At 67.2% G+C, this 14,391-nt stretch carries 13 protein-coding genes; all 13 read right to left on the reverse strand.

The window, feature by feature from the left end; all coding sequences use genetic code 11:
* Positions 1-28 precede the first annotated feature (28 nt).
* The 13 genes from Atep_RS09305 to Atep_RS09365 all read right to left on the reverse strand — a co-directional run bounded on the left by Atep_RS09305 (position 29) and on the right by Atep_RS09365 (position 14,388).
* Positions 29-1,324 carry an adenylosuccinate synthase gene (locus Atep_RS09305; protein WP_213378278.1) on the reverse strand — a complete coding sequence of 432 codons (1,296 nt, stop codon included), beginning with the start codon at positions 1,322-1,324 and terminating at the stop codon, positions 29-31.
* Positions 1,325-1,372: 48 nt separating this feature from the next.
* Positions 1,373-2,560 carry an ATP phosphoribosyltransferase regulatory subunit gene (locus Atep_RS09310; RefSeq protein ID WP_213381510.1) on the reverse strand — a complete coding sequence of 396 codons (1,188 nt, stop codon included), beginning with the start codon at positions 2,558-2,560 and terminating at the stop codon, positions 1,373-1,375.
* A gap of 56 nt (positions 2,561-2,616) precedes the next feature.
* On the reverse strand, positions 2,617-2,799 hold the full coding sequence (locus tag Atep_RS09315; RefSeq protein WP_213378279.1) for a DUF2065 domain-containing protein: 183 nt from the start codon (positions 2,797-2,799) through the stop codon (positions 2,617-2,619).
* 145 nt (positions 2,800-2,944) lie between these two features.
* Positions 2,945-3,826, reverse strand: coding sequence for a protease modulator HflC (gene hflC / locus Atep_RS09320; protein WP_213378280.1), 882 nt, complete (start codon positions 3,824-3,826; stop codon positions 2,945-2,947).
* Positions 3,826-4,986, reverse strand: coding sequence for an FtsH protease activity modulator HflK (hflK, locus tag Atep_RS09325; protein ID WP_213378281.1), 1,161 nt, complete (start codon positions 4,984-4,986; stop codon positions 3,826-3,828). The genes hflC and hflK overlap by 1 nt, the downstream gene beginning before the upstream one ends.
* A 99-nt stretch (positions 4,987-5,085) precedes the next feature.
* Positions 5,086-6,426 carry a ribosome rescue GTPase HflX gene (hflX, locus tag Atep_RS09330; protein WP_213378282.1) on the reverse strand — a complete coding sequence of 447 codons (1,341 nt, stop codon included), beginning with the start codon at positions 6,424-6,426 and terminating at the stop codon, positions 5,086-5,088.
* Positions 6,423-6,674, reverse strand: coding sequence for an RNA chaperone Hfq (gene hfq / locus Atep_RS09335; RefSeq protein ID WP_213378283.1), 252 nt, complete (start codon positions 6,672-6,674; stop codon positions 6,423-6,425). The genes hflX and hfq overlap by 4 nt, the downstream gene beginning before the upstream one ends.
* 140 nt (positions 6,675-6,814) lie before the next feature.
* Positions 6,815-7,747: a tRNA (adenosine(37)-N6)-dimethylallyltransferase MiaA gene (gene miaA, locus Atep_RS09340; RefSeq protein WP_236786686.1), complete on the reverse strand. Its 933-nt coding sequence runs from the start codon at positions 7,745-7,747 to the stop codon at positions 6,815-6,817.
* A 48-nt stretch (positions 7,748-7,795) separates the two neighbouring features.
* A complete protein-coding gene (mutL, locus tag Atep_RS09345) occupies positions 7,796-9,736 on the reverse strand; it encodes a DNA mismatch repair endonuclease MutL (RefSeq protein WP_213378285.1) in 1,941 nt (646 codons plus the stop codon).
* 67 nt (positions 9,737-9,803) lie between these two features.
* Positions 9,804-11,192, reverse strand: coding sequence for an N-acetylmuramoyl-L-alanine amidase (locus Atep_RS09350; RefSeq protein ID WP_213378286.1), 1,389 nt, complete (start codon positions 11,190-11,192; stop codon positions 9,804-9,806).
* Between the two features lie 100 nt (positions 11,193-11,292).
* Positions 11,293-11,799 carry a tRNA (adenosine(37)-N6)-threonylcarbamoyltransferase complex ATPase subunit type 1 TsaE gene (gene tsaE, locus Atep_RS09355; protein WP_213378287.1) on the reverse strand — a complete coding sequence of 169 codons (507 nt, stop codon included), beginning with the start codon at positions 11,797-11,799 and terminating at the stop codon, positions 11,293-11,295.
* Between the two features lies 1 nt (position 11,800).
* Entirely contained in the window at positions 11,801-13,333 is a 1,533-nt protein-coding gene (locus Atep_RS09360) for an NAD(P)H-hydrate dehydratase (RefSeq protein ID WP_213378288.1), read from the reverse strand.
* A complete protein-coding gene (locus Atep_RS09365) occupies positions 13,330-14,388 on the reverse strand; it encodes a PilZ domain-containing protein (RefSeq protein ID WP_213378289.1) in 1,059 nt (352 codons plus the stop codon). Before Atep_RS09365 ends, Atep_RS09360 begins: the two co-directional genes overlap by 4 nt.
* Between the last annotated feature and the right edge of the window lie 3 nt (positions 14,389-14,391).

Consider the following 14,391-nt stretch of genomic DNA (forward strand, 5'->3'; position numbering starts at 1 on the left):
AGCCGCGCCTCGATGCGCTCCGGTCGCGTCAGACGTCGAACGGATGACGCCGGATCAGGGTCTCCATCCGGTCAGGTCCGGTCGAGATCAGGTCGATCGGCAGACCGCTCAGCTGCTCGATGGTCTCCAGATAGCGGCGCGCATTGACGGGCAGATCGTCCAGGTTCTTGACGCCGACCGTCGACTCGCTCCAGCCGGGGCACTCGATATAGCGTGGCCGGCAGCGTTCGAAGGCATCGGCGCCGACCGGCGGCGCGTCGAGGTCCTGGCCGTCGAGATGATAACTGGTGCAGACCCGGATCGTCTCCAGCCCGTCGAGCACGTCGAGCTTGGTGATGCAGATCCCGGTGACGCTGTTGATGGCGAACGAGCGCTTGAGCGCGACCATGTCGAGCCAGCCGCAGCGACGCTTGCGCCCGGTGGTGGCGCCGAACTCGTTGCCGCGCTTGCCCAGATACTCGCCCACGTCGTCGTGCAGCTCGGTCGGGAAGGGACCGGCACCGACGCGCGTCGTATAGGCCTTGACGATGCCGAGCACATAGTCGAGATCGCGCGGACCCACACCGCTGCCGCTGGCCGCCCCACCCGCCGTGGTGGTGGACGACGTGACATAGGGATAGGTGCCGTGGTCGATGTCGAGCAGTGCGCCCTGCGCGCCCTCGAACAGCACGTCACGCCCCTGAGCACGCAGAGCGTGCAGCAGACCGGGCACGTCGACCACCAGCGGACGCAGACGCTCGGCCTGGACCAGGGCCTCGTCGAGCACCGATTGAACGTCGACCGCTTCGGTCTGATAGTAGTGGACGAGCGCGAAGTTGTGATACTCCATCACCTCGCGCAGACGTTCCTCGAAGTGCCTGGCGTCGAGCAGTTCGCCCAGACGGATGCCGCGCCGCGAGGTCTTGTCCTCGTAGGCCGGGCCGATGCCGCGTCCGGTGGTGCCGATCGCCTTGGCGCCGCGCTTGAGTTCGCGCGCCTGATCGAGTGCGATGTGATAGGGCAGGATCAGCGGACAGGCGGCACTGATGCCCAGACGCTCGGTCGCTGGCACCCCGGCGCGCTCCAGCATGTCCAGCTCCTCGAACAGCGCCGAGGGTGAGAGCACCACGCCATTGCCGATCAGACACTGGACGTTGTCGCGCAGGATGCCCGAGGGCACCAGATGCAGCACGGTCTTTTCGCCGTCGATGACCAGGGTATGGCCGGCATTGTGACCGCCCTGGAAGCGGACCACGGCCGCCGCGCGGTCGGTCAGCAGGTCGACGACCTTCCCCTTGCCTTCATCACCCCATTGGGTGCCAATCACAACGACGTTATTGCCCATCTGTCACGCTTCCGAAATGTATGAAGAGAAAGTTGATGATCGAGCCGCCTACGGCAAGGGACGTACATCCCAGCGCCCGTCGCCATACTCAAGGCGCTCTTCGCAACCGAGTTCGTGCGGGTCCGGTTCGAGTCCGGGTAGCGTCTGGATCACGCGCCGCCCGGAGGCGCGCAGGGTCTCGACGGTCTCGCGCAGGGCCGGATCGTTCGACCAGGGCGCCAGGACGGCTCCAGGCTGACGATAGCGCTCTTCCAGCCCCCGGCCATGCTGGAGCAGCCCCTTGAGATCGGCACTGAAACCGACCGCCGGACGCGCCCGCCCGAAGACCTGCCCGATGTCGTCGTAACGCCCGCCGCGCGCGACCTCCAGCCCCCAGCCCGGCACGAAGGCGGCGAAGACCACGCCGGTCTTGTAGCGATAGCCGCGCAGTTCGGCCAGATCGTAATGGATCGAGACCTCGGGCAGCCAGTGATTGAGCTCCTCGGCCAGTCGGCGCAGATAATCGAGTGCCTCGCGCACCGGACGATCCGCCGCCGCCAGCACCTGGGCCGCCCGTTCCAGGGCGTCACTGCCGTTGAGTTCGGCCAGGGCCACCAGCATCCCGGCCGGCGAGCCGGTCAGCCCGAAGTCGCCGATCAGCGACTCGATCTCGGGAATCGCCTTGCGCTGGAGCGCATCGAACAGCACATGTTCCTGCACCGCATCGAGTCCGGCCTGACGCGCCAGTCCGCGATAGATCCCGACGTGCCCCAGATCCAGATAGGTCTCGGCGATCCCGGCCGTGCGCAGCGTCAAGAGCACCAGACGCAGGATCTCGGTATCGCTCTCGATGCCGGCATGGCCATAGATCTCGGCCCCGAGCTGGAGCGGACTGCGGGTGCCGGCGAAGCCGTCCGGGCGCGTATGCAGCACGGTGCCGAGATAGCACAGCCGGGTCGGCGCCTCGCGGCGCAGATGATGGGCGTCCATGCGCGCGACCTGAGGCGTCATGTCGGCACGCACGCCCAGCAGACGCCCGGTGAGCTGATCGGTGAGCTTGAAGGTCTGGAGATCCAGATCCTGCCCGGTGCCGGTCAGGAGCGAGTCCAGATAATCGATGAAGGGCGGAATGACCAGCTCGTAGCCCCAGCTCGCGTAGAGATCCAGCAGTTCGCGGCGCAGACCCTCGACGATCCGCGCCTGGGGCGGCAGGACTTCCTCGATGCCGGCGGGCAGCAGCCAGCGTTCCTCGTTCATGGATGACATGATGGCAGTTGGACGGCAGAGTTTCGGGTTCGGTTGAACAGCGGGATTCAGTTGACCAGATACAGCAGTCCGAGACCCGAGATCATGCTGACGAGCCCGGCCAGACGCAGCGAGCGTTCGCTTTCGAGCGCGACCATCGCCAGCAGACGCCGGAAGCCGGCCGGACTGAGGAAGGGCCAGATCCCCTCGATGATGAACACGAGCGAGAGGGCGACCAGGATGTCATGCACGATGATGAAAGGATCCCGCGAAATTGATCGAGAGTGGCCCGGACCGTGCGACGGCCGGACACCGCCAAAGGGCGCTATCCTGTCAGACGTTGGGGTCTTTGTCCAATGCCGGAAGCCCCGCCTCCAGGGGCTTCCAGCGACTGGCTCAAGGCTGTCCGCTCGATTCGCGGAAGAAGCGGAAGAATTCCGAGTCGGGTTCCAGCACCATCACGCTGCCGCCCTGCCCGAAGCTCTCGCGATAGGCCGAGAGACTGCGATAGAAGGCGTAGAACTCGGGGTCCGCCGTGAAGGCCTTGGCATAGATCTCGGCGGACTGGGCATCGCCCTCGCCTCGGATCTCCTCGGACTCCTTGTAGGCCTCGGCGATGATGACGGTGCGCTGGCGGTCGGCGTCGGCGCGAATGCGCTCGGCGGCCTCGGCGCCCTTGGCGCGCAGGTCGCGTGCCACACGCTCGCGCTCGGCGCGCATCCGCTGGTAGACCGACTCGCTGACCTCGGGCGGCAGGTCGATCTTCTTGACCCGCACGTCGACGACCTCGACACCCAGATCGGCCGCGTTGGCGTTGACGTTCTTGGTCAGGGCCTCCATCAGCGCCAGCCGGTCGTCCGAGACCACTTCCTGGATGGTGCGCTTACCGAACTCGTCGCGCAGACTGGTGTTGATGCGCTCGGAGAGCAGTCGGCTGGTGCGCGCATTGTTGCCGCCGGTCGAACGCAGGAACTGCGCCGGCTGCGCAATGCGCCACTTGGCGTAGGAATCGACGATCACGTCCTTCTTCTCGATCGTCAGGAAGCGCTCGGGTTGCGAATCGAGCGTCTGCAGGCGCCGGTCGAACTTGCGGATCTGATTGATGATCGGGATCTTCAAGTGAAGCCCAGGCGCATAGGTGTCGGAGACGATCTCACCCAGACGCAGCTTGAGCGCCACCTCGTACTCGCGCACCACGAAGGTGAAGCTGGAGAAGAAGATCGCCACCGCCGCCAGACCGATCGGCAGCCAGGTCTTGATCCGGTTGGACTGAGTCATCAGCGCACCCTCCGCTCACGATCGACCGCCCGCAGCGGCGGATCGACCCGTTCGGGCAGTGCCGGGAGGCCGTTGAGGACCGACTGAGCCGGCGGCTCGGGCGGAGTCTGGGTCTGCGACTGCTTCATGAGCTGATCGATGGGGAGATACATGAGACTGTTGGCGCCTTCGGTCACGTCGACCACCACCTTGCCGTTCTTGCCCAGCACCTCTTCCATCGTCTCCAGATAGAGACGCTGACGGGTCACTTCGGGCGCCTTGCCGTACTCGGCGAGCACGGCGGTGAAGCGCGCGGCCTCACCCTCGGCGGAGGCGATCACACGATCACGATAGGCCTTGGCGTCGGCGAGGATGCGCGCGGCATTGCCTCGGGCATTGGGCAGCACCTCGTTGGAGTAGGCCTCGGCCTGATTCTCCAGCCGCTCCTTGTCCTCACGCGCCTTGATGGCGTCGTCGAAGGCGGCCTTGACCTGCTCGGGCGGCTTGGCCGGCTGCATGTTGACCGAGGTCACGATCAGACCGGTCTTGTAGCGGTCCATCAGATCCTGGATGCGCTCCTTGATGGTGACGGCCACGGCGCCACGGCCCTCGGTCATGACGAAGTCGAGCTTGCTCTGACCGATGACCACGCGCACCACGGTGATGGTGGCGTCGTTGAGCGTGCGCTCGGGATCCTGGTCCTGGAACAGATAGTCGGCCGCGTCCTGGATGCGCGACTGGACCGTCAGCTCGACCTCGACGATGTTCTCGTCCTGGGTGAGCATGGCGGCGCGATGGGTCAGGGTCGAGATCTCATCGACATTGACCTTGACCACGGACTCGATCGGTGCCGGGATGTGCCAGTGCGGCCCCGGCACCGTGGTATCGACATAGCGCCCGAAGCGCATCACCACGCCGCGTTCGGCGGGTTCGACGATGTAGATGCCGGTCGCCAGCCAGATGACGACCAGGACAGCGACGATGACGCCGATGACCTTGGTGCTGAGATGAGCGCCGCCTCCCGGACGTCCGCCGCCGGGCGGCTGGCTGCCGCCGAACAGACCGCCGAGCCGCTCCTGGAGCTTGCGCACCACTTCGTCGAGATCGGGCGGGCCTTGCTCGCCGCCGCCCTTGCCGCTCCAGGGGTCTTTCTGACCGCCACCTGGTTCATTCCAGGCCATAGCTTCTCCGTCTTTCTATTCAGAAGTTTCATCGATCGATGGCCCCGATTGTACGGGAGCCGGTCCGATCACGGCAAACGCGCCGCTTGGATCTTCGATTCAGCCGATCAGCGACGTGCGCGCCCGCAGACGTTCCAGATCCACGCGCGCGATCTCACAGCGCAGTTCCCAGCCGCCCGAGTCGAGCGGGCGATCCTCGATCACGCGCGCATGCCGGTAGAGCCAGGCGCGTCGCTGTCCATCGGTGGCGGCCAGATCGAAGGTCTCGATCAGGCGCTCGCCGCCGGTCAGTTCGATCAGCGCCTGATGCAGCAGCTCCATGCCCTCGCCGGTGCGTGCCGAGACCCAGACCCGCACCGGACGTCCCTCGGCGTCGCGCTCCAGACGCGCCGTCTCGCCCTCCAGCCGGTCGATCTTGTTGAAGACCTCCAGCCGGGGCCGCTCGTGGCTGCCGATCTCGGCGAGCACGGTCTCGACATCGGCCATCAGGCGCGGTCGATTGGCCGCCGCCGCGTCGATCACGTGCAGCAGCAGGCCGGCGCCGCGTGTCTCCTCCAGCGTCGAGCGGAAGGCGGCGACCAGCTCGTGCGGCAGTCGGCTGACGAAGCCGACGGTATCGGCCAGCAGCACATGACTGCCGCTGGGCAGATCCAGACGACGCAGGGTCGGATCCAGGGTCGCGAACAGTTGATCGGCTTCAAAGACCCCGGCCTCGGTCAGCCGATTGAACAGGGTCGACTTGCCGGCATTGGTATAGCCGACCAGCGAGACCACCGGCAGCTCGGCCTTGGCGCGCGCCTTGCGCCCCTGGGCACGCCGGCCCTCGATGCGCTGGAGCCGGCGCTCCAGCATGGCCACGCGCGTGGCCAGCAGCCGCCGGTCGGTTTCCAACTGGGTCTCGCCCGGACCGCGCAGACCGATGCCGCCCTTCTGACGCTCAAGGTGAGTCCAGCCGCGCACCAGCCGGGTCGAGAGGTGCTTGAGCTGGGCCAGTTCGACCTGGAGCTTGCCCTCGAAGGAACGCGCGCGCTGGGCGAAGATGTCGAGGATCAGGCCGGAACGGTCGATCACCCGGCATTGCAGCAGGCGCTCCAGGTTGCGTTCCTGGGCCGGACTGAGCGGATGGTTGAAGATGACCAGCTCGGCCTCGGTGGCCGCGACCAGCGCCTTGAGTTCCTCGGCCTTGCCGGAGCCGATGAACAGCCGTGCGTCGGGCGTGGCGCGCGAGCCGCCGAGGCTCCCCACGACCTCGGCGCCGGCGGCCTGGGCGAGCAGGACGAACTCTTCACGCTCATCGGCCTCGCTCGCCGGTCCGCGTCCGATGTCGAGATCGACCAGCACCGCCCGCTCACCGGCCTTGGGTCGCTCGAAGACGAGCGACGGGCCGACGGCGACGGGTCGGGCTTCGACGACCGGAGCCGCTACGGATGTCTCGCTCAATGCGCCTCCGGCTCGGCGCCGTCGGCGTCGCTCGTCGGCAGCCGGACGTTGCGTGCCGGGACCACGGTCGAGATGGCATGCTTGTAGATCATCTGGCTGACGTTGTTCTTGAGCAGCACCACGAACTGGTCGAACGACTCGATCTGGCCCTGAAGCTTGATGCCGTTGACCAGGAAGATGGAGACCGGAACGCGCTCCTTCCGTAGAGCGTTGAGAAAGGGATCTTGAAGACTCTGTCCCTTGGACATGAGGTTGGCTCCTTGTTGTTGTGGATGAAGCAGTGTGCCCGGCTGAAAACCGCCTCGATCTCGGGTCGCGAGATCGGGCCGAATGCGGATGGGTGGTGGCAGCCGGGACGAACCACTGCTCCGCGCAAGACGTTCAAGTGTCAGCTCGTCGAACCTGTCGGCTGTCTCTCAGACTCGATTGCGCACTCGATGATTGTGAGTGCCGCCGTCAATGGATCAGGTTCATCGTCGAGCCAGTGACAGTCGGATTCGGCACGCAGCCAGGTCATCTGCCGCTTGGCGAGCTGACGGGTGGCGATGATGCCGCGTTGCACCATGTCTTCCCAAGTGCTTTCGCCGAGCAGATAGTTCAAGACCTGCCGGTAGCCGACGCAGCGCATCGCGGGGAGATCGGGCGTCAGATCGCCGCGCGCCCAGAGCCGAGAGACCTCGTCGACCAGGCCAAGTTCCAGCATGACGCGAAAGCGGCGCTCGATGCGGGCGTGCAGTATGGCGCGATCGCTCGGTGCGCGCGCGAGTTTCAGTAGCCTGAACGGCAGGGCCTCGTGCTCGGCGTCGCGGATCAGGTCACTCATGGCCCGTCCGCTGAGTGCCTGGACCTCGAGCGCGCGCTGGATGCGCTGGGGGTCGTTGGGATGGATGCGGGCGGCGGCGTCCGGGTCGAGTTCCGCCAGACGTGCGTGCATGGCGGACCAGCCGAGGCGCTCGGCCTCGGCTTCCAGCGCGGCGCGCACCTCGGCATCGGCGCTCGGCAGTCGGGCCAGCCCCTGTTGCAGGGCGCGAAAATAGAGCATGGTGCCGCCGACGAGCAGCGGAATGCGTCCGCGTGCGCTGATTTCGGTCATCGCCGCGATCGCGTCCTCGCGGAAGCGCGCGGTCGAGTAGGACTCGGTCGGGTCGAGGATGTCGATCAGGCGATGCGGGGCGTGCGCCAGGATCTCGGGTCCGGGCTTGGCGGTGCCGATGTCCAGACCGCGATAGATCATGGCCGAGTCGACGCTGATGATCTCGCACGGCAGACGCTCGACCAACCGGATCGCCAGATCGGTCTTGCCCGAGGCGGTCGGGCCCATGAGCAGGATCGCCCAGGGGCGGGTGTCGGATGTCGGGTCGGTCAAGGTCTAGCGTCCGCGCAGAAACAGTCGGTCGAGATCGACATGGGAGAGCCGAACCCAGGTCGGGCGGCCATGATTGCACTGGTCGATGCGTTCGGTGCGCTCCATGTCGCGCAGCAGGGCGTTCATCTCGTCGAGCGTCAGGCGGCGGTTGGCGCGCACCGAGCCATGACAGGCGAGGGTCGCCAGGACGCCGTCGATGGCCTCCTCGACGCGGGTGCTCTCGCCCTGCGCCGCGAGATCGGTGAGCAGATCTCGCACCAGGGCTTCCATGTCGGCCTCTCGCAGCAGCGCCGGCACTTCGCGCACCACCACCCGATCGACGCCGAGACGATCCAGCACCAAGCCGAGCCGGGCCAGTGTTTCGCGCTGTTCCTCCAGGCGATCGGCCTCGCGCGGCTCGACCTGGAGACTGTGCGGCACCAGCAATGGCTGACTCGTCACTCGTCCGGCGCTCCAGGCGGCCTTGAGCCGCTCGTAGCCGATACGCTCGTGGGCGGCATGGATGTCGACCAGGACCAGCCCCTCGGTCGACTCGGCGAGCAGATAGACGCCGTTGAGCTGGGCCAGGGCGAAACCGAGCGGCGGCAGATCGCTTTCAGGCGTTCCGGAAGATTCCCCTTCATCGCTGACCGGCCGGACGCCGGCAGAGTCCGCCGCCGGACGCTGGAGCGCCGGCGACGCTTGATAGATCCGCCGTCCATCGCCGACGCCGATCGCGGGAGTCGGGTGTCGCGCCCCGAAACCGGACGTTCGCGGCAGCGGAGAGCGGTGTCCGATCGTGCCGTCAACGGCCTCATCGGACGAGGCGGTCGATCTGTCCGGAGTCGCAACGCCTGCCCTCCCCGGTCTGTCGGAGGTCTCCGGCATCGGTGCATCCGGCTCAGCACCACCCAGCACCCCTTGCGCCAGACGTCGCTGCAGAGCGCGCCGGATGAAGTCGTGGACCTGACGCGACTCGCGAAAGCGCACCTCGTGCTTGGCCGGATGGACGTTGACGTCGACCAGACGCGGCGGCAGTTCCAGAAAGAGCACATAGCCCGGATGACGCGCCTGATGCAGGAAGTCGCTGAATGCCTGCCGGATGGCATGGGTGATCAGCCGGTCGCGGATCAGACGTCCGTTGACATAGAAGAACTGCTGATCCGGCTGACTGCGCGAAAAGGCCGGACGCCGTATCCAGCCATGCAGACGCAGATCCACCGCCGAGGCGTCGATCTCCAGCGACTGCTCGGCGAATCCCGCCCCGAGCAGTCGATCCAGACGCGCGAGCACGGACTCGGGCCGCCCGTCGGCCGCCGGCAACTGATGGACGACCCGCCCATTGTGACGCAGTTCGAGCGCCACGTCGGGACGTGCCAGGGCCAGACGCCGCACCACCTGATCGACATGATCGAACTCGGTCTTCTCGGTCCGCAGGAACTTGCGCCGCGCCGGTGTGTTGAAGAACAGATCCCGTACCTCGACGCTGGTCCCCGGCGGATGCGCGGCCGGTCGCGGCCCCTCCAGGCGTCCATCGATGGCGACCGCGACCTCCCAGGCCGAGTCGCCCGCCCGATCGGACGCCACCTCACTCGCCTCGGCCTCCGAATCCGGACCTACCCTTGAAGTCAGGGTCAACCGGCTCACCGAGGCGATGCTCGGCAGCGCCTCGCCGCGAAACCCCAGCGTCCCGACCGCTTCCAGATCGGCCGGCACAGCCAGCTTGCTGGTCGCATGTCGCGCCAGAGCCAGGGCGAGCTGATCGCGCGGGATGCCGCACCCGTCATCGCGCACCCGCAGACGCTTGATCCCGCCCTGATCCACATCGATCTCCAGACGCGCACAGCCGGCGTCCAGACTGTTCTCGATCAGCTCCTTGATCACTGAGGCCGGGCGCTCGACGACCTCACCGGCGGCGATCTGGTTGACGAGATGATCGGAGAGGATGCGAATCGGATTGGACATGGGTGAATGGAAGGACGAACGAAACGCCGACTCGGGTCGAGCCGGCACAGCTCCACCCAAGATGACGTCAGGAATCGGTCGGGATGGCGATGACCTGCCCGACCCGGATCACATCGGTATCACCGAGACCGTTCTCGGCCCGCAGTGAACTGAGGCTCACGCGATGACGCCTGGCGATCCCGGACAGGGTATCGCCCTGACTGATCACGTATTCGCGCATACTGCCCGGACTCGTTCTGGATGCGGATCTCAACCCATGAGCGGCGCCGGAACCGGAGCGCTCGCCCCCGCCACCCGCGTCGGCCGACAGCAGACCCTGGGGCGGATACTTGGCGAAATAGCTCTTGATGCCGGCCAGCATCGCCTCGGCCCAGCGCTGCTGGTGCGCATTGCTCCTGAGCCGTCGCTCCTCGTCGGCGTTGCTGATGAAGGCCGTCTCGACCAGGAGCGACGGGACGTCGGGCGACTTGAGCACCACGAATCCGGCACGCTGCACATCACCCTTGTGGATCGGGCCGACCTGCCGGAGCTGGCGCAGCACCGAGGAGGCCGCCTCGGCGCTGTGCTCCATGGTCGCGTTCTGGGTCATGTCGAGCAGTACGTAGGCCAGCAGGGAGTCGCTCGTCAAGAGGTCCACACCGCCGATGCGATCGACCTCGTTCTCGCGTTCGGCCAGCCAACCGGCACTCTCGCTGCTGGCCGCGCCGTGTGAGAGCACGTAGACCGACGAACCCTGGGCATTGGGGTTGCTGTAGGCGTCGGCATGGATGGACACGAAGAGATCGGACTTGTGCTCACGCGCGATCCGGGCACGCTCGCTCAGTCCGATGTAATAGTCGTCATCGCGAATCATCAGGGCACGCATGCCGGGCTCACGATCGACCAACTGCGCCAGCCGGCGCGCGATGGCCAGGGTGACGTCCTTCTCGCGCGTGCCGTTCGGCCCGATCGCCCCCGGATCCTCGCCCCCGTGCCCGGCGTCGATGGCGACGATGGCCGTGCGCCCACGGCTCGACCAGACCGGCTGGGCCGCCCCCTGATTCGAGACCGGCTGGAGCCCGCCGCCCCCGAACGACTTGGGAATGAGTTCGACGATCAGCCGGGGCTGGCTCCCGCCGGTCTTGTCGGCAAAACTCTTGACGCGCACCGGTTGCTTGAGGTCGAGCACGATGCGCAAATCACCATTGGGCCGCACGCCGGCGCGCACGCCGATCAGCAACGGGTCGTCGGTGCGTGCCGCCGGCAGGTCTCCCCGCAGCCGGGCTCCGGCGATGTCGATCACTACCCGGTCGGGTTGGTCGAGGGTGAAGATGCGGTGCGCGGCGGGCGCCGTGATGCCGAGGAGCAACTGGGTTCTACCCGAGCTCTCCGGATTCCAGTGACAATCGACCTCCACCGCGACGGCTGCCACGGGCAGAGCGATCAGTAGCAGAAAGAACACGATGAGCCTGTTCACGATGCCGCCTCGAAGCCTGGATGGGGTACGAGCGTCGCTTAAAAGATAGCAGGTCATCGTCGATCTTTCCAAGTCAACTCCGTCGATTAGCTGAGATTCCTCAAGTATTGGGTCGAGGCTGTGGCGCAGAGACGACATCGTCGGCAGAAATCACATCGGACAATAGGGCCTCACCCGCCGGACTCATGGCCGTCAGGGTCAGGTGTCGACCGGCATCGCGGTGGACGAGCCGAATGCGCAGATCGGGCTTGGGCAGCAGACCGGCGCCGCGTTCGGGCCATTCCACGACCCAGACCGAGTCCCGACCCAGCAGATCACGCAGACCCAGATAGTCCAGTTCCTCCGGATCGCCCAGACGGTAGAGATCGAAGTGATGGAGTTCGAGGCCGGTCAGGGCATAGGGCTCGACGAGGGTGTAGGTCGGACTGCGTACCGCCCCGGAGTGTCCGAGACCGCGCAGGATACCACGAGTCAGGGTGGTCTTGCCCGTGCCCAGATCGCCTTCGAGAAAGATCACACAGGGCGGTTTCAGGGCCGACGCCAGACAGGCGCCGAAGTCCATCTGTGACTCGGGGGTGTCGAGTGTGAGCTCCAGGGTCGTTTGCATCTCAGCGATCCGCCTCGGCGAGGCCATTGGACAGGGGGCGCAGGGCGGCGATGATATCCGTGGCGATCAGTCCGCGCTCGCCGGCACGCGCGGCCCGGTCGCCGGCGGCGGCGTGCAGACAGACACCCGCGCGGGCGGCGTCGTCGACCTCCAGTCCCTGGGCGCGCAGGGCGGCGATCACACCGGTCAGGACATCGCCCGCGCCGGCGGTCGCCATGCCGGGGTTGCCGTCGCTACAGACGGCCGGGACGCGCGGTGCGGGGCCATGCACGATGGAACCGGCACCCTTGAGCACCACCACCCCGCCGAAGCGCGCCTGGAGGCGTCGCGCACTGTCGAGACGGTCGGACTCGATCTCGGCGGTCGTGGTCCCGAGCAGCCGGGCGGCTTCGCCGGGATGCGGGGTCAGTATCCAGTCCGGCCCGGAGCCGGGCGCTTCGGCCAGCAGGTTGAGTGCATCGGCATCCACCACCAGCGGATGCGGCAGGGTTCGCACGAACTCCCAGAGTCCGCGCCCCCAGTCCGTCCGTCCAAGCCCCGGACCGATCGCGATCACATCGGCCCGTTCGATCAGCGCCTCCAGGTCGTCCGGCCGCTCGACGGCCGAGACCATCAGTTCGGGCCGGTCGAGATTGAGCCGGTCGGCATGGCGCGGATGGGTGGCGATCGTCACCAGTCCGGCACCGGCGCGCAGAGCCGCCTCGCCGGCCAGACGCGCCGCGCCCGACATGCCGGGCGCGCCGCCGACGACCAGCACATGACCGCAGTCGCCCTTGTGCGCGATCCGCGAGCGGGGCACGAGCAGGCGCGATTCGCGCGCCCAGTCGATCCGCGCCGCCGCCGGGATCTCCCCGGCATAGACCTGGGCCGGGACGTCGAGCGCGCTGAAGTGGAGCTCCCCGCGATACTCGGCGCCGGCGCCGACGAAGAGTCCCAGCTTGAGCCCGATGAAGGACACAGTCGCACTCGCCCGCACCGCCACGCCCAGGACGCGCCCGGTGTCGGCGTGGAGTCCGGAGGGGATGTCGAGCGCCAGCACGGGCGCGCGCTGGGCGTTGAGCGCCGTGATGGCCTCGGCCCATTGCCCCGTCACCGGGCGCTCCAGCCCGGTGCCGAGCAGCGCGTCGACATAGAGATCGGTCTCGCGCGGCAGGGTGCCATAGCCCTCGACGACACCCCCGGCGTCGCGATAGGCCGTCAGACTCAGGGCCGCCTCACCGCGCGCCCGATCCGCCTCGCCGAGCTGCAACACCCGCACATCCAGGCCGGCGGCGCGCGCCAGCCGTGCCACGACATAGCCATCGCCGCCATTGTTGCCCGTCCCGGCGAGGACAGTGAGGCGGCGCGCGTTCGGCCAGCGCTCGCGCAGTAGCCGATAGGCGACCGCGCCGGCGCGCTCCATCAGTTCGATCCCAGGGACACCGAAGCGCTCGATGGCCAGACGATCGAACCGGCGCACCTGCTCGGCGCGGTAGAGTGCATGGGGCAGACGATCGCCGTCCGGAAGCGGGCGGTCCAGGCGGGCGAGCCTCACAGCCGTCCGCCCTTGAGCAGACTGCGGCGGTTCGCCGAGACCCCATAGGCGCGATCATGGACGCTCTGGAGCAGCTCCAGCTCCTCCCAGGCCTCCCGCGACCAGGCACCCGGCAGGTCGTTACGGCTCAGGACCAGGCTCTTGAAGACCATGTCGAAGTCGGCGACATTGCCCCAGCCGGCGACGAGCCGCGCAATGGCCTCGGGGAACTCGGACTCCAGACGGGAGCGCGCCTCGCCCCCGCCGGCGGCCTCGGCACTCCGGGTGCCCGCGCCTGAACGCACCGTCGCCGCCGCCACCGAGCGCAGCCAGTCCGGCGCGCCCTCCAGATGGCTGAAGGTGGAGCTTTCGTCCTCGGTGTCGGACAAGCGATTCAGGACCAGATCGACGAAGGCGCGAATCGTATTGCTCGGGTGCTCGAATTCGAGCGACAGGGTGTAGAGTTCGGCCCAGTCGAACCCCTTGACCTCGGACTTGCGCACGTCCGAGACACGCGCACGCAGCCGGATGCTCGGCAGATCGAAGGTGCCCGTGATCGACAGGCTGATGCTCTGTCCGACCTGATAGCTCTCGAAGACCGTCACCGTGTAGCGCCCCTCCAGGATCTGCAACAGCTTCCGGCGCAGCTCCTCGGTATCGCTGACCGTCACCTCCAGCTCGCGGAACAAGGCATTCTTACCGCCTGCGCCCGTCGCGGAATCCGAGGGGTAAAGCATCTTGAGCAGGCGCTCCAGGCGGCTCTGACTGCGCGGCGACAGACTGATGAAGCGCACGGCGGCCAGATACCCGCCTTCATGCGGACGCGCGCGCAGCAGTTGGGCCTGAGCGCGGATGGACTTGCCCCGCCGCCATGGCAGGCTGAGGATCAGGGTCTCGAGATCGTTGGGCAGGGGCTCCGTCAGATGCAGGAGCGCGCCCCCCCAGGAGAGGTCGCGCGTGACGGCACGCACCGGCGCATCCTGACCCGGAAGGGTCAACTCGACCGGAATCTTCAGGTCGATACGTGCCTGGGTGCGCCGCTCCATGGCCATCGATCCGGATTCCGACTGAGTCATTGC

This window comes from Allochromatium tepidum, from assembly GCF_018409545.1.
In the GTDB taxonomy this organism is placed as follows: domain Bacteria; phylum Pseudomonadota; class Gammaproteobacteria; order Chromatiales; family Chromatiaceae; genus Thermochromatium; species Thermochromatium tepidum_A.

What these genes read in the sequence shown, in the direction of transcription:
- Atep_RS09305 (WP_213378278.1), bottom strand. Translation starts at nt 1,324, where the DNA reads ATGGGCAATAACGTCGTTGTGATTGGCACCCAATGGGGTGATGAAGGC.
- miaA (WP_236786686.1), bottom strand. Translation starts at nt 7,747, where the DNA reads ATGGGCCCGACCGCCTCGGGCAAGACCGATCTGGCGATCCGGTTGGTC.
- Atep_RS09365 (WP_213378289.1), bottom strand. Translation starts at nt 14,388, where the DNA reads ATGACTCAGTCGGAATCCGGATCGATGGCCATGGAGCGGCGCACCCAG.
- Atep_RS09310 (WP_213381510.1), bottom strand. Translation starts at nt 2,560, where the DNA reads ATGAACGAGGAACGCTGGCTGCTGCCCGCCGGCATCGAGGAAGTCCTG.
- tsaE (WP_213378287.1), bottom strand. Translation starts at nt 11,799, where the DNA reads ATGCAAACGACCCTGGAGCTCACACTCGACACCCCCGAGTCACAGATG.
- mutL (WP_213378285.1), bottom strand. Translation starts at nt 9,736, where the DNA reads ATGTCCAATCCGATTCGCATCCTCTCCGATCATCTCGTCAACCAGATC.
- hfq (WP_213378283.1), bottom strand. Translation starts at nt 6,674, where the DNA reads ATGTCCAAGGGACAGAGTCTTCAAGATCCCTTTCTCAACGCTCTACGG.
- hflC (WP_213378280.1), bottom strand. Translation starts at nt 3,826, where the DNA reads ATGACTCAGTCCAACCGGATCAAGACCTGGCTGCCGATCGGTCTGGCG.
- hflK (WP_213378281.1), bottom strand. Translation starts at nt 4,986, where the DNA reads ATGGCCTGGAATGAACCAGGTGGCGGTCAGAAAGACCCCTGGAGCGGC.